20 protein-coding genes (1 of these 20 running past the window's edge) are annotated in these 26,381 nt (G+C 75.3%); 18 read left to right on the top strand and 2 right to left on the bottom strand.

Annotation, left to right across the window (positions count from 1 at the left end; all coding sequences use genetic code 11):
- Positions 1-156 precede the first annotated feature (156 nt).
- From KBX43_RS25685 to KBX43_RS25655, 7 genes are read left to right on the top strand one after another with little or no spacing between them, the layout of a single operon-like run.
- Positions 157-876, top strand: a complete 720-nt coding sequence (locus KBX43_RS25685; protein WP_113974339.1) for a class II aldolase/adducin family protein — start codon at positions 157-159, stop codon at positions 874-876.
- Positions 873-1,847 (top strand): ABC transporter substrate-binding protein, encoded by a 975-nt coding sequence (locus tag KBX43_RS25680; protein ID WP_210887511.1) that lies wholly within the window; start codon positions 873-875, stop codon positions 1,845-1,847. Before KBX43_RS25685 ends, KBX43_RS25680 begins: the two co-directional genes overlap by 4 nt.
- Positions 1,844-2,605, top strand: coding sequence for an ABC transporter permease (locus tag KBX43_RS25675; RefSeq protein ID WP_210887508.1), 762 nt, complete (start codon positions 1,844-1,846; stop codon positions 2,603-2,605). The genes KBX43_RS25680 and KBX43_RS25675 overlap by 4 nt, the downstream gene beginning before the upstream one ends.
- Positions 2,602-3,366 carry an ABC transporter permease gene (locus tag KBX43_RS25670; RefSeq protein ID WP_064446292.1) on the top strand — a complete coding sequence of 255 codons (765 nt, stop codon included), beginning with the start codon at positions 2,602-2,604 and terminating at the stop codon, positions 3,364-3,366. Before KBX43_RS25675 ends, KBX43_RS25670 begins: the two co-directional genes overlap by 4 nt.
- Positions 3,363-4,148, top strand: a complete 786-nt coding sequence (locus KBX43_RS25665; RefSeq protein ID WP_210887505.1) for an ABC transporter ATP-binding protein — start codon at positions 3,363-3,365, stop codon at positions 4,146-4,148. Before KBX43_RS25670 ends, KBX43_RS25665 begins: the two co-directional genes overlap by 4 nt.
- Positions 4,145-5,062, top strand: coding sequence for an MBL fold metallo-hydrolase (locus tag KBX43_RS25660; RefSeq protein ID WP_210887503.1), 918 nt, complete (start codon positions 4,145-4,147; stop codon positions 5,060-5,062). Before KBX43_RS25665 ends, KBX43_RS25660 begins: the two co-directional genes overlap by 4 nt.
- Positions 5,062-5,991: an amidohydrolase family protein gene (locus KBX43_RS25655; RefSeq protein ID WP_166456528.1), complete on the top strand. Its 930-nt coding sequence runs from the start codon at positions 5,062-5,064 to the stop codon at positions 5,989-5,991. Before KBX43_RS25660 ends, KBX43_RS25655 begins: the two co-directional genes overlap by 1 nt.
- 8 nt (positions 5,992-5,999) lie before the next feature.
- Here KBX43_RS25655 and KBX43_RS25650 read toward each other — a convergent pair whose 3' ends face one another.
- Positions 6,000-6,563 (bottom strand): DM13 domain-containing protein, encoded by a 564-nt coding sequence (locus KBX43_RS25650; RefSeq protein WP_166456527.1) that lies wholly within the window; start codon positions 6,561-6,563, stop codon positions 6,000-6,002.
- A gap of 84 nt (positions 6,564-6,647) precedes the next feature.
- Between KBX43_RS25650 and KBX43_RS25645 the strand changes: the two genes are divergently transcribed.
- Complete coding sequence (locus KBX43_RS25645; protein ID WP_140946063.1) at positions 6,648-7,361, top strand: response regulator transcription factor; 714 nt, start codon at positions 6,648-6,650, stop codon at positions 7,359-7,361.
- A complete protein-coding gene (locus KBX43_RS25640) occupies positions 7,358-8,380 on the top strand; it encodes a sensor histidine kinase KdpD (RefSeq protein ID WP_210887500.1) in 1,023 nt (340 codons plus the stop codon). The genes KBX43_RS25645 and KBX43_RS25640 overlap by 4 nt, the downstream gene beginning before the upstream one ends.
- Positions 8,381-8,396: 16 nt before the next feature.
- Here KBX43_RS25640 and abc-f read toward each other — a convergent pair whose 3' ends face one another.
- The gene (abc-f, locus tag KBX43_RS25635; protein WP_166456525.1) at positions 8,397-10,034 is read right to left on the bottom strand and encodes a ribosomal protection-like ABC-F family protein; all 1,638 of its coding nucleotides are present in this window, start codon (positions 10,032-10,034) and stop codon (positions 8,397-8,399) included.
- Positions 10,035-10,328: 294 nt separating this feature from the next.
- On the opposite strand from abc-f, the gene KBX43_RS25630 reads away from it, so the two are divergent.
- The 9 genes from KBX43_RS25630 to KBX43_RS25590 form a co-directional block, all read left to right on the top strand.
- Positions 10,329-11,093 (top strand): thioesterase II family protein, encoded by a 765-nt coding sequence (locus tag KBX43_RS25630; protein ID WP_240925724.1) that lies wholly within the window; start codon positions 10,329-10,331, stop codon positions 11,091-11,093.
- 212 nt (positions 11,094-11,305) lie between these two features.
- Positions 11,306-12,268 carry a class I SAM-dependent methyltransferase gene (locus tag KBX43_RS25625; RefSeq protein ID WP_223201121.1) on the top strand — a complete coding sequence of 321 codons (963 nt, stop codon included), beginning with the start codon at positions 11,306-11,308 and terminating at the stop codon, positions 12,266-12,268.
- Positions 12,265-14,910, top strand: coding sequence for an amino acid adenylation domain-containing protein (locus KBX43_RS25620; protein WP_307851580.1), 2,646 nt, complete (start codon positions 12,265-12,267; stop codon positions 14,908-14,910). The genes KBX43_RS25625 and KBX43_RS25620 overlap by 4 nt, the downstream gene beginning before the upstream one ends.
- On the top strand, positions 14,891-16,042 hold the full coding sequence (locus KBX43_RS25615; RefSeq protein ID WP_210887497.1) for a potassium transporter TrkA: 1,152 nt from the start codon (positions 14,891-14,893) through the stop codon (positions 16,040-16,042). Before KBX43_RS25620 ends, KBX43_RS25615 begins: the two co-directional genes overlap by 20 nt.
- Positions 16,039-17,394: a DUF6002 family protein gene (locus KBX43_RS25610; protein WP_210887494.1), complete on the top strand. Its 1,356-nt coding sequence runs from the start codon at positions 16,039-16,041 to the stop codon at positions 17,392-17,394. The genes KBX43_RS25615 and KBX43_RS25610 overlap by 4 nt, the downstream gene beginning before the upstream one ends.
- On the top strand, positions 17,391-19,754 hold the full coding sequence (locus tag KBX43_RS25605; protein ID WP_210887491.1) for a non-ribosomal peptide synthetase: 2,364 nt from the start codon (positions 17,391-17,393) through the stop codon (positions 19,752-19,754). The genes KBX43_RS25610 and KBX43_RS25605 overlap by 4 nt, the downstream gene beginning before the upstream one ends.
- Positions 19,751-21,403 carry a polyketide synthase gene (locus tag KBX43_RS25600; RefSeq protein WP_210887488.1) on the top strand — a complete coding sequence of 551 codons (1,653 nt, stop codon included), beginning with the start codon at positions 19,751-19,753 and terminating at the stop codon, positions 21,401-21,403. Before KBX43_RS25605 ends, KBX43_RS25600 begins: the two co-directional genes overlap by 4 nt.
- The gene (locus KBX43_RS25595) at positions 21,400-24,909 is read left to right on the top strand and encodes a non-ribosomal peptide synthetase (RefSeq protein WP_210887486.1); all 3,510 of its coding nucleotides are present in this window, start codon (positions 21,400-21,402) and stop codon (positions 24,907-24,909) included. Before KBX43_RS25600 ends, KBX43_RS25595 begins: the two co-directional genes overlap by 4 nt.
- Positions 24,906-26,381 carry the 5' portion of a lantibiotic dehydratase gene (locus tag KBX43_RS25590; RefSeq protein ID WP_210887482.1) on the top strand. The gene runs 840 nt beyond the window's last position, so 1,476 of the gene's 2,316 nt are visible here — the first part of the coding sequence; its start codon is at positions 24,906-24,908; the stop codon falls past the right edge of the window. The genes KBX43_RS25595 and KBX43_RS25590 overlap by 4 nt, the downstream gene beginning before the upstream one ends.

The raw sequence follows: 26,381 nt of genomic DNA, 5'->3' as shown, positions 1-26,381 counted from the left end.
AGGGTTATGCCCGCGCTGCTGACCACCCGACGAGCCCTCGACCAGGGCCGTACGTCCAGCGCGCTCTGTCGCCGCTGAGCCCCACCGGCTCGCTTCGCACACGTCGCCTCGTCGTGCCCTCCTGGGCACGGCCGACTCCTTAAGGCCCGACACGCCATGACTCAGCACGACCCTGTCCAGAAAGCCCGCGTCGACCTGACCGCCGGCATCAACAAGCTCTTCGCCGCCTCGGCCATGTCGGCCAGCGGACACGGCAACATCAGCGTCCGGATCCCCGGCCACGACGACCGCCTCCTCGTCAACGCCGGGGAACTGCTGCGCCCGTGGCCCGCCGACGACCTGCGGGTCGCGGCGCCCGCGCTGCGCACCGTCAACGACGACGTCGTCGTGGTCGGCCTCGACGGGACCGTCCACGAGGGAACGCCCAGCCCGTCGGTGGCCGCGATCCTGAAGATGCACATCGGCGTCTACCAGGCCCGGCCCGACGTCAACGCCGTCATCCACACCCATTCGCCGTACGCCACCAGCTACGCCCTCGCCGGTGTGTCGCTGCCGGCCCGGTACGAGGCCCTGCTGGTGCACGGCCAGCCCGTCGACATCCCGGTCGCGCCGTGGGCGCCACGCGGCACCGAGGAGGCGGTGCGGTCGATCGCCGAGACGTTCGCGGCGCACCCCCGCACGTACGCGATCCTGCTCGGCAACCACGGCCTGCTCGTCGCCGGCGACTCCGCCCGGCACGCCGCGAGCCTCGTCGTGGCGATCGAGGAGGCGGCCGTCTCCAGCATCGGCGCCGAGCCGCTCGGCGGCCCGGTGCCGTTCCCCGACCACGTCCACGACCTCGACCTGCGCCTGCGCTTTGAGGAGCCGACCGCATGACCACCCGTAGCCGCCGGATCGCCGGCGCCCTCGCCGCCGTCCTGCTCACCACGTCGCTCGCCGCCTGCGGCGGGAACGACGAGCCCGCCGAGGCGAGCGCCGACGGCCTCACCACCGTCCGGCTCGCCTCGTCGCCGCTGGGCCACCTCGCGCCCATCTACCTGGCGCAGGAGCAGGGCATCTTCGCCAAGCACGGCCTCAAGGTCGAGGTCGACACCGAGACCTCCGACCTGACCTCCGTGCCGGCCGTGCTGGCCGGCAAGGTCGACTTCGCCACCGGCGACCTCACCACGCTGATCGTGGCCCGGTCCAAGGGCCTCGACGTCAAGGCCGTGGTGCCGGCGTCCGCGTCCACCGGCAAGGAGGGCGCCGACTACGGCGCCCTGGTGGTCAAGGGCGACTCCGGCATCACCAGCGCCAAGCAGCTCGAAGGCAAGACCGTCTCGGTCAACGTCCTCACCAACATCGCCGCCGCGGCGGCCCGCGAGGCGGTCCGCGCCGACGGCGGCGACCCGACGAAGGTCAAGCTCGTCGAGATCCCGTTCCCGCAGGCGCCCGCCGCGGTCAGCACCGGCCGGGTGGACGGCGCCTGGGTGGTCGAGCCGTTCCTGTCGGCGGCCAAGGCGCAGGGCGCGGTGCCGGTCGGCTGGGGCTTCACCGACCTGGCGCCCGACCTCACGGTCTCCGCCTGGTACGCGGCCGGCTCCTACACCTCGAAGAACGCGAAGACCGTCACCGCGTTCCGGGACGCGGTGCGGGAGGCGTACGCGTACGCCCGCGACCACGAGGACGAGGTGCGCGCGAAGATCCCCACGTTCACCGAGATCAAGCCGGAGGTGGCCGCGAAGATCACCCTGACCGGCCTGCGTGACGAGGTCAGCCGGCAGGCCGCCGAGAAGCTCGCCGGCTACGCCCAGCGCGACGGGCTCATCACCACCACACCCGACCTCGACGAACTGATCCTCAAGTGAGAAGGGGGTGGCTCGGCGCCGTGGGCCTGGCGGGCGCGGCCACGGCGTACGAGATCCTCGCCCGCCTGTTCTTCGACCCGGCGCACGTGCCGCCGCTGAGCGCCGTGGTTCCGGAGGCGCTGCGCCTGCTCACCGAGGAACGGTTCTGGACGGCGACCGGCCGTACGCTGGCGGCGGTGGCGGTCGGCCTGGTCATCGCGCTGGCCGCCGGCATCCTGGCCGGGTTCGCGCTCGGCTCGGTGCCCCAGGTACGCCGGGCCACCTCCTCCACTCTCGACTTCCTGCGGCCGGTCCCGTCGATCGTGCTGATCCCGGTGCTGGTGCTCGTGCTCGACGTCCGGCAGATCACGGTGCTGCTGGTCGCCGTGTCCTGCTTCTGGATCGTCGTGTTCCAGGTGCTCTACGGCCTGCGGGACGTGGACCGGGTGGCGGTCGAGACCGCCCGTGCCTTCCGGCTCGGCCGGCTGGCCCGGATCGTGCACGTCACCTGGCCCACGGTGCTGCCGTACCTGGGCACGGCGCTGCGCCTGATCGTCTCGGTCGCGCTGGCCCTCGCACTGACCGGCGGGCTGGTCATGGGCGCCGCCGGGCTCGGCGAGATGATCTGGAGCAGCCAGGAGTCCGGCGAGTCCACCGGCATGTACGCGCTGGTGCTGCTCACCGGTGGGCTCGGCATCGGCCTCGACCAGCTCGCCCGGCTGGCCGAGCGGCGGCTGCTGCACTGGCACGTGGCGACCCGCCGGGAGGCCCTGGCATGAAGGCCCTCGGCTACGCGCTCGGCCTGCCCGCGGCGCTCGTGGCCGCCTGGTGGGTGGCCAGCGACGGCAGCACCAACGTGTTCCTGCCGCCGCTGCGCACGATCGTCGAGGCGTTCCGGGACGTGTGGTTCTCCGACACGTTCGCCCGCGACGTGGTGCCCAGTCTGTGGCGCCTCGCCGCCGGCTACACGATCGCGCTCGCCGCGGGCGTCGTCCTCGGCTTCGTGATCGGGCGGTGGGCGGTGCCCCGCGCGCTGACCGGCCCGCTGCTGGCGTACTTCCGGGTGCTGCCCGCCCCGGTGCTGATCCCGGTGCTGCTGGTGGCGGTCGGCATCGGCGACACGACCAAGCTGGTCGTCATCACTGTGGGCGCGGTCTGGCCGATCCTGCTCAACACCGCCGACGGCGTCCGCGCCGCCGACGAGGTCGGGCTGGAGACCGCCGCGGCGTACCGGCTGCCGCGCCGCACCCGGCACCTGCTGGCGCTGCGCGGCGCGAGCCCGCAGATCTTCGCCGGCGCCCGGCAGGCCCTCGGCCTGTCGATCATCCTGATGGTGGTCAGCGAGATGCTGATGAGCACCGACGGGCTCGGCTTCACAGTGGTGCAGTTCCAGCGCAGCTTCGCCATCCCGCAGATGTGGAGCGGGGTGCTGCTGATCGGCCTGCTCGGGTTCGGGCTCGCCAAACTCTTCGAGCTCGTCGAGCGGCGCGCGTTGCGCTGGCATCGCGGCCACACCGGACAACTCACGGAGCGACCATGACCTCCCTGCTCGAGATCGCCGGGATCGGCAAGACCTACCGGGCCCGGGAACGCACCGTCGAGGTGCTGACCGCGATCGACCTGACCGTGTCCGAGGGCGAGTTCGTCGCGCTCGTCGGCCCGTCCGGCTGCGGCAAGACCACCCTGCTCAAGATCGTCGCCGGGCTGCTGCCGGCCACCGTGGGGCAGGTCCGGTTCGGCGGCCGTCCGGTCACCGAACCGCCGCCCGGCCTCGGCGTCGTCTTCCAGGAGTACGGCCGCAGCCTGTACGCCTGGAAGACGGTCCGGCAGAACGTCGAGCTGCCGCTGCGGCACCTGGACCTGAGCCGGGCGCGGCGGCGGGAACTCGTCGCCGACGCGCTCGACGCGGTCGGACTCGGCGCGGCCGGCGACGCGTACCCCTGGCAGCTCTCCGGCGGCATGCAGCAGCGCGTCGCGATCGCCCGCGCGGTCGCCTACCGGCCCCGGCTGCTGCTGATGGATGAGCCGTTCTCCGCCGTCGACGCGCAGACCCGCGCCGACCTGGAGGACCTGGTGGCCACGCTGTGGAAGCGCTACGGCATGACCATCGTGTTCGTCACCCACGACATCGACGAGGCGGTCTACCTCAGCCAGCGTGTCGTGGTGCTCGGCGCCGGCGTCTCCGGCGTCCAGGCCGACATCCCGGTCGACCTGCCCGCCGACCGGGAACAGGTCGGCACCCGTTCCTCCGCCCGCTTCGGCGAGCTGCGCACCCGAGTGTGGACGCAGGTCCGCCGTACCCCCGAGAGCGAGATGGTATGAGCAACGCCCGATGGACCGACACCGGCGGCGGCGACGGCCCGCTGTGGTCCTTCCGAGTCGGTGAGGTCGAGGTCTTCCCGATCCGCGAGGTCGACTACTTCGTGGACCCGGCCGAGTTCTTCCCGCAGCTGGCGACCGAGTCGTGGACCGACGGCGCGTTCTACACCCGGGAGCCGTTCACCCACGACGGCCGGATCCTGCTCAACCAGGAGGCCCACCTGCTGCGTACGCCGGACCGGCTGATCCTGGTCGACGCGGGCGGGGGCAACGGCAAACCGCGCAACGGCGGCGTGTTCGACCGGGCGGACCGGCCGTTCCTGGAACAGTTCGCCCGCGCCGGGGTGTCGCTCGGCGACATCGACACCGTCGTCTTCACCCACCTGCACGTCGACCACGTCGGTTTCGCCACCAGCGCGGACGGCCGCGGCGGCTGGGAGCCGACCTTCCCCAACGCCCGGTACCTGGTGGTCCGGGAGGAGTTCGACTGGTGGACCGGCCCGGACGGCGCGCGGGCCATGCAGCGTACCGGCGACTACATCGCCGACAGCATCCTGCCGCTGCGCGACGCCGGGGTGCTCGACCTGATCGAGGCCGACCACGTCCTGTCCCCGCAGGTGCACCTGGTGCCCGCGTTCGGTCACACGCCCGGCAACGTCTACCTGGTCGTCGAGTCGGCCGGGCAGCGGGCGCTGTTCGCCGGCGACATGCTGCACCACGGCGTCCAGCTGGAACGGCCGGAGTGGAGCATCCGCTACTGCGTGGTGCCGGGCGACTCCGCCGACCAGCGCCGCCGGCTGCTGGAACGGGCCGCCGACTCTGGTGACCTGCTCGTGCCGGCGCACTTCCCGTTCCCCGCGGCCGGGTACGTGCGCCGGGCCGAGCGCGGCTTCACCTACACGTTCCTCGACGTCTGATGCTCATCGCCGACTTCCACACCCACCACGCCTGTCCGGACTATCCCGCGGTGCTGCCGCACAACGCCACCGGCGTGCTCGCGACCCGCTGGGCCGACACGGCCCGGCGGGTCGCCGACCTCGACGGCCTGCTCGCCGAGTCCGGCCGGCACGGCGTTGACCTGCGCGTCCTGAGCGCCCCGCCGGCGATGGTCACTCCGCACGGCGAACGGACGCGGCCGGACGATTTGCGGCGGCTCAACGACCACCTGGCGGCCGTGGTCGCCGCGAATCCGGGCCGCCTCGCCGGGCTCGCCACGATCGACGCCTTCGGCGGCGACGCGGCCGCCGGGGAGGTGGTCCGGGCCGTCCGCGAGCTGGGCCTGCCGGGCGTCGTCGTCGACTGCGCCGCCGCGGACGGGCGGCTGCTCGGCGACCCGGCCGCCCGTCCCACCCTGTCCGCCGCGGCCGAGCTGGGTGTGCCGGTCTTCGCGCATCCGATCAGCAGGTCCACGCTGACCGCCGAGTTCGCCGGCCTGGGCCGGCTCGGCACGTCGCTGGCCCGCGGCACGATCAACGCCGCCGCGCTGCTGTCCCTGCTCACCGGCGGCGCCCTGGCCGCGCTGCCCGGCCTGCACGTGGTCTTCCCGATGCTCGGGGTGGCCGGCCTGGCGCTCGCCGCCGCCACCGACGAGGGCGCGTTGCTCAGCGCGCCCGACCGTCGCGCCCACGTTTACGCCGACACCATGGGCTTCGCGCCGTCGGCGATCCGCTTCGCCACCGACCTGCTCGGGGTCGACCACGTGGTCGTCGGCGGGGACTGGCCGGTCGCCGAACGGGAGACCACCCGGGAGCGGGTCGAGGCGGCGCTGCGCGGCGCGGGCCTCGACCCGGACGAGCGCGCCCTGGTGGCCGGCGGCAACACGCTGCGCCTGCTGGGCCGCGGCTGACGCGCCGATCAGGCCGGCGCCGATCCCGTCCCCGCCACGGCCAGCGGGGCCGCGCCGAACGACACCGCGAACCGCTTGCACCAGATCGACACGCTGCGCAGCCCGTCCAGGTCCACCGACGCCGGGATGTCGTACGCCTGGTCGCCGATGTTGCCCTTGAGGCGGCCCAGTTCCACCCAGCGGCCGTCGTCGAACACCTGCCAGCCCGCGCGGCCCTGCTGCACCTTCCGGTCGGTGAGCCAGACCCGCAGGTCGGGACCGTCCGATGTGTTCAGGCCCCGCAGCAGCAACTGGCGGCGGCCGTCGGCGAGCCGGATGAGCTGCGCCCGGCCGGACGTGTCGTGTTCGTGGGTGACGAAGTCACCGGCGGCCAGGACCACGTCGGCGGGCGGCCCGCCGGTGACCGGCGGACCGCTCGTGCCGGCCGTCGGCGGCTCCGTCACCGTGGGCAGCGCCTCGCGCACCTCGCGGTCGGTCACCAGCCGCCACGGCTGGAACAGGTACAGGCTCACCCCGAGACCGGCGACCACCACGACGGCGAGCACCGACAACACCACACGTCTTCTGCCCATGCTGTGAACCGTAGGGCCGTTCCCGGCCGGAGGATCTTTCCGTCCGCTTACGGCCCGACCGCGGGCCGCCGCGCCGGGACGCCGATGGGTAGCGTCGGGCCCATGGAGCGCTACGTGCTCGTCGTCGACGACGACCGGACGGTCAGCGACGTCGTCCGCCGCTATCTCGAACAGGACGGCTACCGGGTCCGGCTGTCCTTCGACGGGGCGGACGCGCTCGTCGCGGCCGGGGAGCAGCCGCCCGACCTGGTGGTCCTCGACCTGATGATGCCGGGCCTCGACGGCATCGAGGTGTGCCGGCGGCTGCGGCGGAGGCTGCCGGGGCTGCCCGTCGTCATGCTCACCGCGCTCGGCGACGAGGCCGACCGGGTCGCCGGGCTGGAGGTCGGCGCGGACGACTACGTGACGAAGCCGTTCTCCCCCCGGGAACTGGTGCTGCGCATCCGGTCGGTGCTGCGGCGCACGGCGCGCGACGACCGGGGACCGGCCGGGGTGCTGCGCGACGGCGACCTGACCGTCGACGCCGGCCGGCGGGTCGCCGAGCGAGGCGGGGAGCCGCTGGCGCTGACCGTGCGGGAGTTCGACCTGCTCGCGTTCCTGCTGGCGAACCCGGGTCGCGCGTGGTCCCGGGCCGAACTGCTGGACCGGGTGTGGGGCTGGCGCTTCGGCGACCAGTCGACTGTCACCGTCCACGTCCGGCGGCTGCGGGAGAAGATCGAGGACCGTCCGGCGCAGCCGTGCCGCATCGTCACCGTGTGGGGCGTCGGCTACCGCTACGAGCCGCTGGGGTCCCGGTGAGCGAGCTGCTGGTCATCGGGTCCTACGCCCTGCTGGCCGGCGCGGTCGTCGGCGCGCTCGGCGTGGGCGCGCTGCGGCTGGTGCGCCGCCGGTCGATCCTCGCGCACATCGCGGTGCTGCTCGCGGTCACGATCGCCTCGGTGACGGCGGGCGTCACCGCTGTCGCGCAGGCCATGTTCCTGTCCGCGCACGACCTGCAGGTGGTCCTCGTGACGGTCGCGGCGTCCGCGGCGGTCAGCCTGGCCGTCGGTGTGGCGTTCGCCCGCCGGCTGGCGCGGGCGGCGGTCTGGGCCGACCAGGCCCGGCAGCGGGAACGGCAGTTGGAGGCCAGCCGCCGCGAACTGGTCGCCTGGGTCTCCCACGACCTGCGGACACCGCTGGCCGGCCTGCGGGCGATGGCGGAGGCGCTGGAGGACCGGGTGGTGGACGATCCGGTGACGGTGGCCGAGTACCACCACCGGGTCCGGGTCGAGACCGACCGGATGACGCGCCTGGTCGACGACCTGTTCGAGCTGTCCCGGATCAACGCGGGCGCGCTGCGGCCCGCGCTGTCCCCGGTGCCGCTCGGCGACGTCGTCTCCGACGCGATCGCCGCCACCGCGCCGCTGGCCGCCGACCGGGGGGTGCGTGTGCTCGCCCCGGAGACCGGCTGGCCCACGGTCCGGGCCGGCGAGGCCGAACTCGCCCGCGTCGTCACGAACCTGCTCGTCAACTCGGTGCGGTACACGCCGCCGGACGGCACGGTGCGCGTCGACACCGGCCACGACGAGGGCGACGTGTGGTTCGCCGTCTCCGACACCTGCGGCGGCATCCCCGAGGCGGACCTGCCCCGGGTGTTCGACGTGGCGTTCCGGGGGACCCGGGCCCGCACACCGGCCGGCGCGGACCAGCCGGCGCCGGCCGGTGGCGGGCTGGGCCTGGCGATCGTGCGCGGCCTGGTCGAGGCGCACGGCGGGCGGGTGCACGCGCACAACGTCACCGGCGGCTGCCGGTTCGTCGTCCGCCTCCCGCCCGCCTGACAGCCGCCGCGCCCGGTCAGGCGGCGTCCGGGGGACCGGTCTGCGTCAGGCGCCCGTCGGCGAGCCGCAGCCAGCGGTCGACCCCGATCGCGGCGAGGAACCGCTCGTCGTGGCTGACCACGAGCAGCGCCCCCCGGTACGCGTTCAGCGCGCTCTCCAACTGCGCGACGCTGAGCAGGTCGAGGTTGTTCGTCGGCTCGTCGAGCAGCAGGAGATGCGGGGCCGGTTCGGCGCCCAGGACGCAGGCCAGCGTCGCCCGCAGCCGCTCGCCGCCGGAGAGCACCCCGGCCGGCAGGTGCGCCCGCGGGCCGCGGAACAGGAAGCGGGCCAGCAGGTTCATCCGCTGCGCGTCCGGGGCCTGCGGCGCGAACGCGGCCAGGTTCTCCGCCACCGTACGGTCGGAGTCCAGCAGGTCGAGGCGCTGCGACAGGTACGCGATGCGGCCGTCGGCCCGGCTGATCCGGCCCTGCTCGGGTTCCAGGTCGCCGTTGATCAGGCGCAGCAGCGTGGACTTGCCCGCGCCGTTGCCGCCGAGCAGAGCGATCCGCTCCGGTCCCCGGATCGTCAGGTCGACGCCACCGGTGGCGAACAGCTGCCGGTCGCCGTACCGGATCTGCGCTCCTTCGGCGGTGAGCAGCGTGCGGCCGGCCGGCACCTCGGTGGCGGGCAGCTCCACCGAGATCCTCTGCTCGTTGCGCAGCGCCCGCTCGGCCTCGTCGAGCCGGGCCCGGGCGTCGTCCACCCGCCCGGAGTGCATCTCGTTCGCCTTGCCGGCGGCCACCTGCGCGTCCCGTTTCATGCCGCCGGCGACGATCCTCGGCAGCCCCGCGTTCTTGAGGTTGCGGGCGGCGTTGCCGGCCCGGCGGGCCGCCCGCTCGCGGGCCTCCTGCAACTCCCGCTTCTCCCGCTTGAGGTCCTGCTCGGCGTTGCGGATGTTCTTCTCCGCCACCTCCCGCGCGGCGCGCGCCGCCTCCTCGTACGCGGTGAAGTTCCCGCCGTGGAACCGCACCTCGCCGCGGTCCAGCTCGGCGATGCGGTCCATCCGGTCCAGCAGCGCCCGGTCGTGACTGACCAGCAGCAGGCAGCCGGTCCACTGCTCCAGCACGTCGTAGAGCCGGTGCCGGGCGTCGAGGTCGAGGTTGTTAGTGGGCTCGTCGAGCAGCAGCACGTCGGGCTGTTTGAGCAGTTGCGCCGCCAGGCCGAGCGAGACGACCTGCCCGCCGCTGAGGGTGTCCAGCCGCCGGTCGAGCGCGAGGTCGCCGAGGCCGAGCCGGTCCAGCTGGGCGCGGGTGCGCTCCTCGATGTCCCAGTCGTTGCCGATGGTGGTGAAGTGCCGCTCGTCGGCGTCGCCGGACTCGATGGCGTGCAGCGCCGCGATCAGCGGGGCGATCTCCAGCACCTGCGCCACTGTCAGGTCGCCGGACAGCGGCAGGCTCTGCGGGAGGTAGCCCGGCACACCGTGCACCGTGACCGACCCGGCGGCGGGCCGCAGCTCACCGGCGATCAGCTTGAGCAGCGTGCTCTTGCCGGCGCCGTTCGGCGCGACCAGGCCGGTCCGGCCCGCGCCGAGGGTGAAGGAGAGGTTCTGGAAGACCGGAGTGTCGTCGGGCCAGGAGAAGGTCAGGTTCGAGCAGACGACGAAGGAATCGGACATCAGGAGGACGACCTCGAAGATGAGGGCGGGCGGACCTCAGCCGCCCGGCGGGGGACACGGTCTCGGGGTACGACGACGCGACCACGGTGCCTGCCTGTGGTCGGTCACATGTCCGGTCTCACCCGGAGATGTCGTCGTCACCCGCCATGTCTGGTCTCCCTGTGCGATCTTCGCGCTCGGACGGCCTCGCCGGTGCGCCTGGTCCACCGTAGCACCGGCCGGTGCCCGGCGCGGGCGTGCCGGACCGGCGTCCGCGCGGCGGTCCGCCGCGCCGTGCGCCCTATGCTCCTGGCCATGTCCCAGGTGACTGCGAGCCGCTGGTTCGGGCCGGCCGGATCCTCGACCGGCGACGCCCAGGTGTTCGTCTTCCCGTACGCCGGCGGCGTCGCCGCCTCCTTTGCGCAGTGGCGGGAACTGGCCGCGCCGGAGCTGTCGGTGCAGGTCGCGCTGATGCCGGGCCGGGGCGCCCGGCTGCACGAGCCACCGGTGGACGACCTCGCGGAACTGGTGGACGCGCTGGCGACGGCCGTCGCCGAGCGGGCGTCCGGGCCGTTCCTGCTGTTCGGCCACAGCCTGGGGGCGCTGGTGGCGTTCGAGGTGACCCGGGAGCTGCGCCGCCGGGGCGTGCCCGCACCGCTGGCGTTGCTGGTCGGCGGCGCGGAGGCGCCGGGGACCCGGCTGGTACGGCGGCGCGTCCACGACCTGGACGACGCCGGTCTCATCGACGCGCTGCGCGACTTCGGGGCCACGCCGGCCGCGCTGCTGGCCGACCGCGACCTGATGGAGCTGATCCTGCCCGGGGTGCGGGCCGACTTCGCGCTGTCCGAGCGGTACGCCTATCGCCAGGGGCCGCCGCTGGAGGTGCCGGTGCACGTGCTGCTCGGCGACGGGGACGAGCACGTGGACCCGGAACGGGCCGCGGGGTGGGCCCGGGAATGTGTCACCGAGCCGCGATGGCACGTGTTTCCCGGCGGGCATTTCTTCCTTACCGACCATCTGCCGGAAATCATCGACCTAATGCGACACATCGTCGTCAGTCACACCCCTGTGGCGGAATAAGCGACAAAGAGCAGGTAAGGACTCGTACCCGCGCCGGACCTTCCACAATGTCCGGTATTCGACCTGGTGAGTGGCCGAGAAGCGGTGTTAAAGTTCGCCATCCGTTCGCCGAAGGGACGTCGCTGACGAGGCGGCATACTGTCGCGTGCGCCGAGGTGTTCATGAGCCGGCCGTACCTTCCGTCCCTGGTCCTACGCGATTACCTGCACACCGTGGCGACCCTCCACCCGCAACTGCGCGAGCTGCTCGACTTCGGCCGTCCCGGCGCGGACGCGGCCCTCGCGGAACTGGCCGGCACGGTCAGCGAGTTCGACACCGACTCCACCGGCCGGGGCGATTCCTATCGCCGGGCTCAGCGGGACACGCTCGTCCGCTGGACCGGTATGCGGCGGCTGCTGGACCTCGCCACGCCGGACGCAGCCGCTCCGGTCACGCTGATCCTCGACGTGCTCGGCGGCGACGGCACGGTGGCCCGCGCTGCGGGCAGCCAGTCGGCCTGCTTCGAGTCCAAACTCGCATTCATCACCGGCGACCTGTCCGGCCACATGGTCGACAAGGCGCTCGCCCACGGCCTGCCCGCCGTCCGCCAGGCCGCGCACTTCCTGTTCCTGCGCGACGCCGGCGTGGACGCGGTGCTGCTGGCGTACGGCACGCACCACATCCCGGCGGCCCGGCGGCCGCAGGCGGTCGCGGAGGCGGCCCGGGTGGTCCGACCTGGCGGCCGGATCGTGCTGCACGACTTCGACGAGTCCAGCCCGATGGCCGGGTTCTTCGGCGAAGTGGTGCACCCGCACGCCGCCGGCGGCCACGACTACCGGCACTTCAGCCGCGCCGAGCTGACCGGCCTGTTCACCGCGGCCGGGCTGCCGGTACGCGTCCTCGACCTGTACGACCCGCTGATCGTGCGCGCCGACAGCGCCGAGTCCGCGTCCGCGGGCATGCGCGACTACGTCGGCGACATGTACGGCGTGCGCGACTACTTCGCGACGCTCACCGACGACGAGGTGTGGCAGCTGCTGACCCGCCACTTCGACCACACCCGTTACCTGGCCGGGATCGGCCGCGACGACCTGCCGGCCCGTCCGCTGGTCTACCGGGCCGACGGGCAGTTCGTGGCCGAGGTGCCCCGGATGGCGATCGTCGCGGTCGCGACGAGGACGCAGGTAGCGCCGTGACCGGCCCGAGCCACCTGACCGGCCCGCGCTACCTGACCGACCTGGTGCACCGGCCCGCCGGCGCCGGCGGCGACCGGCCCGCGATCGTCGGCCCGGACGGCGAGCTGAGCTACACCGCGCTGTGGGAGCGGGTCGGCGCGACGGCCGAGCTGCTGCGCCGCGCCCGCGTGCGGCCGGGTGACCTGGTGGGTCTCTACCTGCACCGGTCCGCCGACTATGTGACGTCGCTGCTGGCGACGCTCGCGGTGGGCGCGGTGGCGGTGCCGGTCGACCCCGAGCTGCCCTCCGGCCGGGCCGAGCAGATGCTCGCGGCGGCCGCGCCCCGGCTCGTCCTGTACGCCGACCGTCCGCCCGCCGTCGCCGCGCCCGCGTCGACCGGGTGGCGGGACGTGCGTACCGCGCGGGCCGGGTCGATGGCCGACCTGACCGATCGCACCGGCTGGCTGCCGCCGGGCGAGCACGCCGCGCTGGTGCTGTTCACCTCCGGCTCCACCGGCCGGCCGAAGGGCGTGGTGCTGCACCACGCCGGGCTGGTCAACCGGCTGGCCTGGGGTCACGAGTGGTTCGGCTTCGGCGCCGACGACCGGGTGCTGCACAAGGCGTCGATCGGATTCGACGCGTCGGTGCACGAGATCCTCTCCCCGCTGATCGCGGGCGGCGCCGTGGTCGTCGCCGGGCCGGGCCTGCAGTTCGACAGCCTCGGGTTGGTCCGGCTGATCCAGCGGGAGGCGGTCACCACCGCGCACTTCGTACCGACCATGTTGCGGCACGTGCTCGACGAGCCGGAGTTCGCCGGCTGCCTCACGCTGCGGCGGGTGCTGTGCGGCGGCGAGGCGCTGGACATGCGGCTGGTCCGGCGGTTGCGCGAGGTGCTGCCGTGCGGGCTGTTCAACGGGTACGGCCCGAGCGAGACGTCGATCAACGTGTCCTACTGGGACTGCGCCGAGCCGTACGCGGGCAGCATCGCCCCGATCGGCCGGATCATCGACGGCGTCACCGCCCACGTGCTCGACGACGATCTGCGCCCGGTGCCCGAGGGCGGGACCGGCGAGCTGTGGATCGGCGGGGTCGCGGTCGGGCTGGGCTACCTGCGCGACGACGAGCGGACGGCGGAACGTTTCCGCGCCGACCCGGCGCGGCCGGGCGCGCGGCTCTACCGCACCGGCGACCTGGTGCGGGTCGCGCCGCAGGGCTTCCTGGAGTTCCGCGGCCGGGCCGACGACCAGGTCAAGATCCGGGGGGTCCGGGTGGAGCCGGGCGAGGTGGCCGCCGTGCTGCGCGAGCATCCCGCCGTGCACGACGCGGTGGTGGTGACGGTCCCGGACGCCGACGACGGCCCCCGCCTGGTCGGCTACGTCGTGCCGCAGCCCCGGCAGGCCCCGGCGGTCGGCGGGCTGCCGCGCTTCCCGCTGCCGAACGGCATGGCGGTCACCGCGGCGTCGCCGGACGAGGCGGTCTTCCTCTACCGGCAGATCTTCGACCAGGCCGAGTACGCCCGCTTCGGCGTCCGCGTCGGCGACGGCGCCGTGGTCGTCGACGTCGGCGCCAACATCGGGCTGTTCTCGCTCTGGGCGTCCCGGCAGGCGCGCGACGTGCGACTGGTGGCGGTCGAACCGAACCCGGACACCCTGCCGTACCTGCGCGCCAACCTCGGCCTCTACGCCGGGTCGGCGTCGGTCGTCGAGGCCGCCGTGACCGACGCGGCGGGCACCGCCGAGCTGACCTCGTTCCCCGAGCTGAGCTACCTGTCCGGCCTCGGCGCCGACCGGGCCGGCGTCGCCTCCGACCTGGTCCGGTCGCACTACCGCAACGGTGGCGGCGACGCCGACGAGACCGAACAGGCGGCGCTGCTCGCGGACGCCCGCCGCCGCCTCGCCCCGGTGGCGCACGTGGTGCCGACGGTGACGCTGTCGGACCTGCTGGACCGCTTCGGGCTGGACCGCGTCGACCTGCTGAAGATCAACACTGAGGGCGCCGAGCTGAGCGTGCTGCGCGGGCTGCGCCCCGAGCACTGGCCCCGCATCCGCCAGGTCTGCCTGGAGGTCGAGCGCAGCAGCGTGACCACGCCGCTGGTGCGCGAGCTGCTGTGCGCGGCCGGGTTCGAGGTCAACGACATCGGCGACTGGAACGTCGGCGCGGACGCCGACGTCAGCTACGTCTACGCCGTACGGCCGCAGGACCCGCCGCCCGCGGCGACGCCCCGGGACGAGCCCGCCGACCACCTGCTGACCACCGGGCTGCTCCAGGGCTACCTGGCCTCGGCGCTGCCGCCCGCGATGCGCCCGGACCAGATCGTCCTGGTCGACCGGCTGCCCCGCCTGCCCAACGGCAAGGTCGCGCGGCTGGAGCTGCCACCACCACCGCCCCGGCCTACCGGGCCTGCTGCGGAACCCGGCGGCGGCGCCCTCACCGACCGGCTGCGCGAGGCGTGGCGGGCCACGCTCGGCGTCGACGCGGTGCACGACGACGACACGTTCGTCGCGCTCGGCGGGCACTCGCTGACCGCGCTGCGGATTGCGCTGCGGGTACGGGAGATGGCCGGGCTGGAGGTGTCCCCGGCGAGCTGCCTGCGCGCCGGGTCGTTCGCCGACTGGGTCGACCGGGTCACGGAGGCGGGACGCGATGTCAGCCCGGTCCGCTGACACGCGGCACGTCGTCGTGGTGGGCGCCGGCCGGCTGGCCCGCTCGCTGTGCCACGCCCTGGCCGCGACGCCCACCCCGGCGCCGCTGCGCGTGACGGTCCTGGCCCGCGACCCGGACGCGGCGCTCGCGCTCGCCCGCGCCGCGCGGGTGCGCGCCACAGTCGCCGGAACCCCCGTCGCCGTCACCGCCCGGCCGTTCACCGCCGAACCCGGCGCCGACCCGGGGGAGGGGTACGCCGCCGACGCCGCCTCGATGGCCCGGCTCCGGCCCGACGTGCTGGTCTGCGCCGCGTCCGCGCAGTCGCCGTACGAGCGGGCGGCGGCGCCGTCGGCCTGGACGGACCTGATCGCCGCGGCGGGCTTCGGCGTGACGCTGGCGTTGCAGGCCGAGCTGGTGTCCCGGCTGGCCGCCGCGCTGGCCGGCGGCGCGCCCGGCGCGACGCTCGTCAACGGCGCGTTCCCGGACGCGGTCAACCCGCTGCTCGCCGCACGGGACCTGCCGGTGCGCTGCGGCATCGGCAACGTGGCGACGCTCGCCGCGTGCCTGGACGCCGCGCTCGGCCGTCCCGGCCAGCGCCGCCTGGCGGTGCTCGGCCACCACGCCCACCTCGCCGCGCCCGGCCCGGACGACGAGGACACCGCCGAGGTACGCGCCTGGCTGGACGGCCGGCCCGTCCCGGACGTCACCGGGCTGCTCGCCGGCTACCGCGCGCTGCCCCGGCCGGAGCTGAACGCGCTCGCCGGGCACGCCGGGGCCGCCCTGGTGGCGGCGCTCGCCACCGGCGACGAGGTGACGGCGAGCCTGCCCGGGCCACTGGGACTGCCGGGCGGCTATCCGGTCCGGCTCACCGGCGGCCGGACCGAGCTGCGGCTGCCGGCCGAGCTGCCGATGGCGCAGGCGGTCGCCTGGAACACCGCCGCCGGGCGCCGCGACGGCGTCGAGGTCGGCGGCGGCCACGTCCGCTACCCGGAGCGCGCCCGGGCGGCACTGGCGGCGTACCGGCCGGACCTGGCCGGCGGCTGGCACGCGAGCGAGCTGCCCGAGATCGCCTGCCGGTTCACCGCCCTGCGTGACCATCTGCGAACGGTGCCGCCGGCGCCGGCCCGGAGTGTGTTGGAGGAAGCCCGATGACCGTGACCACCCCGGCCACCCGCAACATGATCACCGACTACTACGACGTCATCGCGTCGGCGGTGCGCCGGTGCGGCGCGGCCCCCGGCGACGCGCCCGGGACTCCCGGCTTCGCGCCCGGCTTCGACCTGCCCGAGCTGACCCCCGAGGTACGCGAGTTCTACGCCGCCGCCACGGTCAGCTGGTCCCCGCTGGGCCACTACGGCGGGCACGACCTGACGATGCTCGACCTGACCGCCAACCCGGGCACCCGGACCACGAAGACGTTCGCCTCGATGGTGATCGTCGCCCGCGCGGTGGAGCACATCCGGCGTACCGGCGAGCGGCTGTGCATCGTCACCCCGACCTCCGGCAACAAGGGCGTCGCGCTGCGCGACTCGGTGGCCCGCGCGTACGCGGCCGGGCTGGTGACCCCGGAGCAGCTGTCCATCGTGGTGCTGGCGCCGGCGGCGACCCGGCACAAGTTCCGCCACGACGCGCTCGCCGACGATCCCGCGACCCGTGCGGTGAACCCGCTGCTGCGGTACACCGGCGCGGACCCGGAGGGCGTGAAGGCGCTCGGCCGGGCGTTCGTCGACGAGTACGCGGCCACCGCGTACGACAAGCGCGGCATCACCCTCTGGTACACGCTCGACCTGCGTAACTACCTGGTCGCCGACGCCGCCCGGGCCGCCTTCGAAGCCGACGTGTCGCCCGCCGCCGGTTCCCGCTGGCACGCGCACGCCGTGTCCAGCGCGTTCGGCCTGCTCGGCTACAACCTGGGCCGCGACGTGCTGGAAGCGGCCGGCGACGCCGACCCGGCTGACCGGCCCGGTTTCCTGCTCGTGCAGCACCTCGGCACGCCGGACATGGTGCTCAGCCTGCGCCACGGCTCGTTCGAGCGGGACCACTGCCCGGCGTACACGCTCGACGAGAGCCGGGGCGTCTGGACGCAGGACGCCGACCTGCGCTTCCCGGCCGTCACCGACGACCCGGCCGAGGTGCTCGACCCGACGTTCTACACCCATCGCCCGGTGACCTCCCCGGCCATGAACGCGCTCATCGAACGGCACGGCGGCGACGGCATCGTGGTGTCGCGGCGCGAGTGCGTGCGGCGCTATCCGGTCGCCCGGCAGTGGCTCTCCGACGCCGGTCTGACGCTGCCCGAGGACCCGGCCCGGCTGCGGGAGTGGTCGATCCTGATGGCGCTGACCGGCGTCTGCAACGCCGTCGACCGGGGCCTGGTGCCGGCCGGGTACGAGATCGTGGTGCACGGCACCGGCAGCTACTGCGACGACTTCCGGATCGCCGAGGCCGACGCCGAGGTGTCCACGCTCGCCGACGTGGTCGCCGCCGTCCTGGACCAGCGGTGAGCCCGTCTCCGCAGCCGCTCGGCCTGCCGCCGCGGCTCGCCGCCGGGGCGCGCGCCGCGGGCGTCGACCCGGCCGCCGTCGTCCTCACCGCCACGGCTCTGGTGGTACGCCGGTACACCGGAGCCCCCGCGGTGACGCTGCGGCACGGCGACGACCCGGTGACGCTCGACCTGACCGCCGACGCGCCGATCCGGGAGTTGTGCCGGTCGCTGTGCCCGGCGCCGCCGGACCACCCGGTCGACGCCACCGTCGAGGTGAGCCCCGACCTGGCCGGCGTCACCGTCTCCGGGCTGCCCGCCGCGTACGCCGACGACCTCCGCGCGGACCTGGCCGACGTCCTGTCCACGCTGGACCCGGACGCCTCGTCGGCGGGGTTGCTGCCGTCGGCCCGCTACGAGCGGCGTCCGGCGCCGGACCTGTGGCGGCTGCACGGTGGCGACGGCACCGAGGCCGATCGGGTCCGCGGCGACACCATCCCGGCCGCGTTCGCCGCGGCGGTGCGGGCGTACCCGGACAGGCCGGCGGTGCTCGCCGACGACGCGACGGTGACCTACCGGGAACTCGGCGCGGCAGTCGCCGCGACCGCCGAAGCGCTGGCCGGGCCGGGTGACGTCACGGCGCCGGTGGCGGTGCTGTGCCGCCACGGCGTCGCCACGATCACCGGCATCCTGGCGGCGCTGGCGTCGGGGGCGCCGTACGTGCCGCTGGACCCGGCGTACCCGGCGGCCCGGCTGGCCGCGATGCTGCACGACGCAGGCGTCCGGGCGATCGTCGCGGACCCCGGCCACGAAGAGCGCGCCGCCACGCTCGCTGCCGCCGCCGGGCTGGAGCTGCCGGTCGTGTCGTTGCGCCGGGGCGAGGCCGGCGTGCCGGTGCCGGCCGGGCCCGCGCGCCCGGACGACCCGGCGTACGTGCTCTACACCTCGGGGTCCACCGGGAAGCCGAAGGGCGTGGTGCAGAGCCACCGCAACGTGCTGTTCGGCGTCCGCAACCACGTGCGCAACTTCGCCGTCCGGCCGGACGACCGCACGAGCGTGCTCACCTCGTTCGGCTACGACATGGCGGTCACCGACACGTTCGGCGCGCTGCTGTCCGGCGCCGCCGCCGTCCCGGTCGACGTCCGCACGCACGGCCTCGGCCACCTCACCGGTGCGCTCGCCGGCCGGGGCGTCACCGTCTACCACTCCACCCCGACCGTCTTCCGGTACGTGATGGCGAGCCTCGGCGAGCACGGGCGGCTGCCGTCGGTCCGTGCTGTCGTCCTCGGCGGCGAGGAGGTCACCCGGCACGATGTGACGCTGGCCCGGCGGTCGTTCGCGCCGGGCGTGGTGTTCGTCAACGGGTACGGCACCACCGAGATCAGCTTCGCCGCGCAGCACCACCTGCCGCCGGACGCCGACCCGGGGCGCGCAGTCGTGCCGATCGGGCACCCGCTGCCGGGCGTCGAGGTGGTGCTGACCGACCCGGCCGGACGCCCCGCCTGCCTCACCGGCGAGGTGGTCGTGCGGACCCCGCACGTCGCGCTCGGCTACCTGGGCCTGCCGGAGCTGACCGCGGCCCGGTTCACCGAGCACGACGGGGTGCGCGCGTACCGGACCGGTGACATCGCGCGGCGGCTGCCCGACGGCACGCTCGTCTACCTGGGCCGCGGCGACCGGATGGTGAAGATCCGCGGCTACCGGGTGGAGCTGGGCGAGATCGAGGCGTGCCTGGCGGCGCTGCCGGGGGTGGCCCACGCGGCGGTGGTGGCGCGACGCGGTGCGTCCGGCGCGGGCGAGCAGGAGATCGTCGCGTACGTGGTCGGCGCCGCCGGGACGGTCGTCGAGCCGGGAGCGCTGCGGGAACGGCTGGCCGGTGTGCTGCCGGACTTCATGGTGCCCCGGGCGGTGGTGGCGGTGCCGGAGCTGCCGATCGGCCCGACCGGCAAGCTCGACCAGGCCGCCCTGCCCGACCCGGACGCCGGCCACCCGGCCGCCGGAGGGCCGCACGCGGGGCAGCCGGACGCCGGCCGCCCGGATGCCGGGGGACCGCCGGCCGGGCCGGTCGAGCAGACCATCGCGGCGGGCTGGTGCACGGTGCTCGGACTGACCACTGTGGGCCGCCTGGTGAACTTCTTCGAGGCGGGCGGGCACTCGCTCCAGCTCGCCCTGGTGCAGGGGTACCTGGAGGAACACCTCGGCCGCCGGGTGCCGCTGGCCCGGCTGGTGGAGTTCCCGACGGTGGCGGCGCTGGCCGCGTACCTGGAGACGGCCGGGGACGCCGCGGGCGTACCGGAGGACGGCCGGCTGGCCGCGGCCGGACGCCGGATGGCCCGCCGTGCCGCCGCGCGGGCCGCCGGCGGCGGGGAGGGACGGGCGTGAGCGAGGACGACCGGATCGCGGTGGTGGGCCTGGCCTGCCGGGTGCCCGGCGCGGACGACGCACCGGCGCTGTGGCGCAACCTGCTGTCCGGGGTGGACTCGGTGCGCCGGGTCCCGGCCGGGGCGGGCGCGCCGGGCGGACCGGACTGGGTGTCGGCGTTCGGCCGGCTCGACGACCTGGAGGGCTTCGACGCGGACCTGTTCGGCTATCCCGCCGCGGCGGCGGCGCTGCTCGACCCGCAGCACCGGCTGTTCCTGGAGGTCGCCTGGCACGCCCTGGAGGACGCCGCGATCGACCCGGACCGCGACCCGGCCCAGATCGGCGTGTTCGCCGGATGCGCGCCCAGCCGCTACCTGCACCACCACCTGCTCGGCAACCCCGCGCTGGCCCCGGCGGCCGGCACGCTCGCCGAGGACTGGGACGACGCGCTGACCGGCTCCGGCTGCGACTATCTGCCGACGCGCACCGCGTTCGCGCTGGGGCTGTCCGGCCCGGCCGTGGCGGTCCAGACCGCCTGCTCGACCTCGCTCGTCGCGGTGTGCCAGGCCGGGCAGAGCCTGCTGGACTACCGCTGCGACGTGGCGATAGCGGGCGGCGCTGCGGTGGTCTCGACGCGGCAGGCCGGTTACCGGCTGCGGCCGGGCGGGCTGCTGGCCACCGACGGGGTGTGCCGCCCGTACGACGCCGCCGCCACCGGGCAGGTGTTCGGCAACGGCGCCGGGGCGGTGGTGCTGAAGCGGCTCGCCGACGCCCGCGCCGACGGCGACCACGTGTACGCCGTGCTCGCCGGGTGGGCGGTGAACAACGACGGCGCCGACCGGCCCGGCTTCACCGTGCCGGGCGTGTCCGGGCAGGCGGCGGTGATGGCGGAGGCGCTGGCGTCGGTCGGCTGGGACGCGGTCGACGTCGGTTACCTGGAGGGGCACGGCACCGGCACGCCGGTCGGCGACGCGATCGAGGTGGACGCGCTGGCCCGGGTACGCCGGGGCGCCCGCGCTCCGCTGCTGCTCGGCTCGGTGAAGGGCAACCTCGGCAATCTGGACGCCGCGGCGGGCGTGATTTCCCTGATCAAGGCCGTGTACGCGGTCCGCACCGGGCAGGTGCCGGGTACCGCGCACTTCACCGGCGCGCACGACGACGTCGACCTGGCCGCCGCGGGCGCCGAGGTAGACGCGCAGACTCGGCCGTGGGCCTACGAGCGGCGCGCGGGCGTCAGCTCGTTCGGTCTCGGCGGCACCAATGCGCACGTGCTGGTCGAGCCGGCGCCCGCGACGGACGCGCCGGACGCCGGGGCACCCGGCCCGGTGGTGCTGGGACTGTCCGCGGGCAGCCCGGCGGCGCTGCGGGAACTGGCCCGGCGGCTGGCCCTCCGGCTGGCCGACGGCGACCTGGCGGTGGCCGACGTGGCGCACACGCTCGCGGTGGGACGGCGGCGGCTGGCGTACCGGGACGCGGTCGCCTGCGCCGACGCGGAGGAGGCGGTGCGCCGGCTGACCGCGCTCGCGGCGGGCGACCCGGCCTCCGACGACGACGCCGCAGTCCGCGCCTGGCGCGCTGGTGACGAGCCGGCCGTCCCGCCGGGCCGGCGGGTGCCGCTGCCCGGCTACCCGTTCCGGCGGACCCGGCACTGGATCGAGGCACGACGATGACCGTCCGCGACGATCAGCGCGACCAGCAGGTCGGTCCCGAGCTGCCCTACCCGCAGGTGTGCCTGCCCGACCTGGTCGCGGCGCACGCCCGGCGGCGTCCCGGCGCCCCGGCCGTGGTGCAGGGCGACCTGACGCTCAGCTACGCCGACCTGGTCGGCCGGGCCGCCGCGCTGGCCGCGTCGCTGCGCGCCCACGGCATCGGCGCGGACGACCTCGTCGGCGTCTGCGTGGACCGTCGCCCGGACCTGGTGGTCGCGCTGCTCGGCGTGCAGGCGGCCGGCGCCGGGTACGTCCCGCTCGACCCGGCGCTGCCGCCCGGACGGTTGCGCGAGCTGGCCGCCGAGGCCCGGCTGCGCGTCGTCGTGGGTACGCCCGCCGCCGAGGCGTTCACCGGACGCACCGTGCTGGACGTCCCCACCGGCACCGCGCCCTGGCAGCCGACACCGGCGACGCTCGGCACCAACGCGTACGCGATGTTCACGTCCGGGTCGACCGGGCAGCCCAAGGGCGCGGTGATCGAGCACCGGGCGCTGACCGAGAAGGTCACCTCGATCGCGGAGTTCTCCGGGTTCGACACGGCGACCCGGTGCCTGGCGTTCGCCTCGATCGGGTTCGACGCGTCGGTGGTCGACATGCTCGCCCCGCTCGCCGCCGGGGGCACCGTCGTGCTCGCCGGTGACGCCGAGCGGGCCGACCCGACCCGGCTCTACCGGATCTGTGCCGAGCAGGCGGTCGACGTGGTGGTGCTGCCGCCGCCGATCCTGCCGCTGCTGGACCCGGTCCGGCTGCCCGGCGTGCGGCTGGTCGTCACCGGCGGCGAGGCCACCGGCCCGGAACAGGTCGGCCGCTGGACCGCCGGCGGGCGCCGCTTCGTCAGCGTGTACGGCCCGACCGAGGCGACGGTGCTGGTGACCTGGTTCGAGGGCAGCGGCGACTGGACCCGGCCCATCCCGATCGGCCGGCCCGCCGCCAACCACCGCATCCACCTGGTCGACGACGAGCTGCGCGAGGTCGGCCCGGGGGAGATCGGCGAGGTGCTCGCCGGTGGGCCCGGGCTCGGCCGCGGATACCTCTTCGACGCCGCCCGCACGGCGGAACGGTTCCTCCCGGACCCGTTCTCCGGAAAGCCCGGGGAGCGGCTCTACCGCACCGGTGACCTGGCCCGGTGGCTGCCGGACGGGAGCCTGGAGTTCCTCGGCCGGGCCGACCGGCAGGTGAAGATCCGCGGGCAGCGGATCGAACTGGGCGAGGTCGAGGCGGTGCTGCGCCGCCACCCGGACGTCGACCTGGCCAGCGTCCAGGTCCGCGCCGGCGCCGGCGGTCAGGAACTCGTCGCGTACGTGGCGACCGGCCTGGACACCGCCGAGCTGCGTGACTACTGCGCCCGGCTGCTGCCGCCCGCCGCCGTACCGGCCCGGATGCACACCATGCCCGCGCTGCCGATCACCATCAACGGCAAGATCGACACCGAGCGGCTGGCCGCGCTCGACCTGGCCGGACCGGCCCCCGTGCCGTCCGGCGAGCCGCCCGCCACCGACACCGAACGCCTCGTCGCGCAGGCGTGGGCGGCGCTGCTGGACGTGCCCGCGGTCGGCCGCGACGACGACTTCTTCCACCAGGGCGGGCACTCCATCACCGCGATGCGGCTGGTCGCCGACCTGCGCGAACGGCTGGGCCGCGACCTCGCCATCGAGGACGTGCTGGTCGGGCGGACGCCACGCGGCATCGCCGCCCGCGCCGACGCAGCCGCCGGAACCGGCCCGGCCCCGGTCGTCCGGGGACGGCCACCGGCGCTGTCCCCGGCACAGCAGCGGCTGTGGTTCCTCGACCGCTACTTCCCGGCCGCCGCGTCGGCGTACAACGTCGCGTTCGCCGAACGGATCACCGGCCCGCTCGACGTGGCGGCGCTCGCCACGGCGCTCACCGCCGTCGCGGACCGCCAGCAGGTCCTGCGCTGGCGCATCCCGGAGCGCGACGGCGTGCCGTACGCGGTCGCCGACCCGTCCACACCGGTGCCGCTGCCGGTACGCGACCTCGCCCCGGGCACCGACCTCGCCGGCCACCTCGCGGCGAGCGCCGCCACACCGTTCGCGCTGGGCACCGACACGCTGTGGCGGGCCGAGCTGATCCGCACCGGCGACGGCGAGCACGTGCTGGCCGTCTACGCCCACCACGCCGTGTTCGACGGCTGGTCGCAGTCGCTGTTCTACGCCGGCCTGGCCGCCGCGTACCGGGCCGTGCTCGGGGACGGGCCGCCGCTGCCGCCGCTGCCCGCCACGTACGGCGACTACGTGGCCTGGCGCGCCGACCGTGCCCGGCGTCGCGCCGCCGCCGACCTCGACTGGTGGCTGGACCACCTGACCGGGGCGCCGGTGGTGCTGCGGCTCCCCGGTGGACGGGACCGGCCGGCCGAACAGACGTACACCAGCGCGACGGTGCGTACCCGGCTGGACCGGGCCGCCACTGCCGCGCTCACCGACCTCGCCGCCGGGCTCGGCGCGACCCCGGCGGCCGCCGTGCTCGCCGCGTTCGCGCTGGTGCTGGCCCGGCGTACCGGCCTGCCCGACCTGGTGGTCGGCACACCCACCGTGGACCGGCGGGCCGCCGACTTCGAGCCGATGGTCGGCTTCTTCATCGAGATCGCGCCGCTGCGGCTGCGCCGGACGCCCGGGGCCGGCTTCGCCGCGCACGTCCGCGCCGCCTGGGAGGAACTGCTCGCCGCGCTCGCCCACCCGGAGGCGCCTGTCGAACGCATCGTCGGCGGCCTCGGGCTGGGCGGCCTGCTCGACCGCAGCCCGCTGGTGCAGGTGCTGTTCAACATGTACACGTTCGACGAGCCCCGGCTGGACCTGGCCGGACTGTCCGCCGAGCCGGTGCCGGTGCCCGCGCCCGGCTCACCGTTCGACCTGACGCTCTACGGCATCACCCGGGACGGGCGGCTGCGCGTGGAGATCGTCTTCAACCCGGACGTCTACGGCGAGGCCCTGATCAGCGACGTGCTCGCCGACGTCGAGCGGTTGCTGCGGGCCGGCGTCGCCGACCCGGAGCGGCCGGTGGCCGAGCTGCCCGCCTGGACCGCCGTCCCGGCCGGAACGGCCGACGACGTGCCCCGGGCCGCCCGGGTGAACCGGGCCGGAGGCCGCGCCGGGGTGCCCGCCGCCCGCCCGGCCACCGCCACCGAGCGGCGGATCGCCTCGGTCTGGTGCGACGTGCTCGGCGTACCGGAGGTGGCCGCGACGGACAGCTTCTTCGACGTCGGCGGCGGCTCGCTCGCGGTCGCGGTCGTGCAACGGCAGCTCAACCGGCTGCTCGGCACGAATTTGCGGGTCGTGGACCTGTTCCACCACCCGACCGTCCGCGCGCTCGCCGCGCACCTGGACAGCCTCGGTGCGCCCTCGTCCGGCGAGGACGCCGAGGACGAGGCGGTGGAACGCGCGGCGCGCCGGGGCGCGCTACGCCGCCAGCGGGTCCAGCGCCGCCCGGTGGTGGAGGAGGAGCCGCGGTGACGTACCTGGTCCCCCTCGGCGACACCGGCTGGTCGGTGTGGCGGGACGTGCTGCTGCGCAGCGCCGGGTTCCCCGCCGACGGACTGGACCGGTTCGCCGCGCCGGACTGCGCCGACGCGGCCGACCGGCATCTGTCCGGCGAGCTGGACGAGACGGCTTTCAGCGCCGCGTACGCCACCGCCGTCCGGGCGTCGTCGGCGGCGCTGTGCGGGATCGCCGCCGACCCGCTGTTCCGTGAGGCCGTCGCCTGGCAGAACCCGGAGGCGCTGGTGGCGCTGGACGGGCTGCTCCGCGACGGCCCGGACGCACCCCGCAACGTGCGCCGCCGGGGCCGGGAGAACGTCGTCGCCGGGTACTGGCAGCGCTACGTCGCCAAGTGCGAGACCATCGGCTTCTTCGGGCCGGTGTGCTGGGGCACCGTGGCACCTGGTGCGCCCGGCGTCACCGCCGTGCCCGGCCCCGGACTGCTCCGCCGCCGCGCCGTCCACCTCGAACACTGGGCGCTCGCCGCGTACGCGGACCGGCTGGCCGCCGACCCGCAGGTCCGGCAGTGGCTGGCCCCGGTCCGGGCGCCGCACGTCCACCTGGCGGACCGGGTCGTGCACCGGCCGGCCCAGCGCCCGGAACCGGTGTCGCTGAGCGAGTCGATCGCGCTGTGCCGGTGCGACGGCACCCGCCCGGCCCGGGACGTCGTCGACGACCTGGTGCGCGACGGGCAGACCGGTGTGCGCCGCGCCGCAGAGGGGTTCCTGCTGCTCGCGCAGCTCGTCGAGCGAGGGCTGCTGCGCTGGGACTTCGACCTGCCGCAGGGCTTCGCCGCGCAGGAGCACCTGCGGGAGCGGATCGCCGCGATCGGTGACCGGGAGTGCCGCGCGCGGGCGCTGGCCGGGCTGGACCGGCTGGCCGCCGCCCGCACCCGGGTCGCCGACGCCGCCGGTGACCCGGCCGCCCTCACCGCCGCGCTGTCCGCGCTGGACGCCGAGTTCACCGCGCTCACCGGGTTGCCGCCGCGCCGCCGGGCCGGGCAGAACTACGCCGGGCGGGCGCTGTGCCACGAGGAGACCGCACGCGACGTGGACCTCACCGTCGGCGGCGGCCTGCTCGACTCCCTGGCCCCGGCGCTGGACCTGCCGCTGCGGGCGGCGCGCTGGCTCACCGCCGAACTGGCCACGGCGTACGGCGACGCGCTGCGCGACCTGTACGACGACCTCGGCGGCGACGGGCCGGTCCGGCTCGGTGACCTGTGGTTCGTCGCGCAGGGGCCGCTGTTCGGGCCCGGTGACCGGCCGGTGGACCGGGTCGCGGCAGAGTTCGCCGCCCGCTGGGAGCGGGTGCTCGGACTGGCCGGACTGCCCGAGGGAACGACCCGGGTGGAGTTCGCCGCGGCCGAGCTGGCGCCCCTGGTGGCCGACGCGTTCCCGGCCGGCCGTCCCGGCTGGAGCGCGGGCCGGGTGCACAGCCCCGACCTGCAA

Origin of the sequence: Micromonospora sp. C41 (assembly GCF_018070485.1) — a bacterium.
Lineage (GTDB): Bacteria > Actinomycetota > Actinomycetes > Mycobacteriales > Micromonosporaceae > Micromonospora > Micromonospora chalcea.
This window is presented reverse-complemented; position numbering and strand designations above follow the sequence as displayed.

Coding starts and splice junctions, on each gene's coding strand:
- KBX43_RS25685 (WP_113974339.1), top strand. CDS start 157: ATGACTCAGCACGACCCTGTCCAGAAAGCCCGCGTCGACCTGACCGCC.
- KBX43_RS25680 (WP_210887511.1), top strand. CDS start 873: ATGACCACCCGTAGCCGCCGGATCGCCGGCGCCCTCGCCGCCGTCCTG.
- KBX43_RS25670 (WP_064446292.1), top strand. CDS start 2,602: ATGAAGGCCCTCGGCTACGCGCTCGGCCTGCCCGCGGCGCTCGTGGCC.
- KBX43_RS25665 (WP_210887505.1), top strand. CDS start 3,363: ATGACCTCCCTGCTCGAGATCGCCGGGATCGGCAAGACCTACCGGGCC.
- KBX43_RS25660 (WP_210887503.1), top strand. CDS start 4,145: ATGAGCAACGCCCGATGGACCGACACCGGCGGCGGCGACGGCCCGCTG.
- KBX43_RS25655 (WP_166456528.1), top strand. CDS start 5,062: ATGCTCATCGCCGACTTCCACACCCACCACGCCTGTCCGGACTATCCC.
- KBX43_RS25650 (WP_166456527.1), bottom strand. CDS start 6,563: ATGGGCAGAAGACGTGTGGTGTTGTCGGTGCTCGCCGTCGTGGTGGTC.
- KBX43_RS25645 (WP_140946063.1), top strand. CDS start 6,648: ATGGGTAGCGTCGGGCCCATGGAGCGCTACGTGCTCGTCGTCGACGAC.
- abc-f (WP_166456525.1), bottom strand. CDS start 10,034: ATGTCCGATTCCTTCGTCGTCTGCTCGAACCTGACCTTCTCCTGGCCC.
- KBX43_RS25630 (WP_240925724.1), top strand. CDS start 10,329: ATGTCCCAGGTGACTGCGAGCCGCTGGTTCGGGCCGGCCGGATCCTCG.
- KBX43_RS25615 (WP_210887497.1), top strand. CDS start 14,891: ATGTCAGCCCGGTCCGCTGACACGCGGCACGTCGTCGTGGTGGGCGCC.
- KBX43_RS25610 (WP_210887494.1), top strand. CDS start 16,039: ATGACCGTGACCACCCCGGCCACCCGCAACATGATCACCGACTACTAC.
- KBX43_RS25595 (WP_210887486.1), top strand. CDS start 21,400: ATGACCGTCCGCGACGATCAGCGCGACCAGCAGGTCGGTCCCGAGCTG.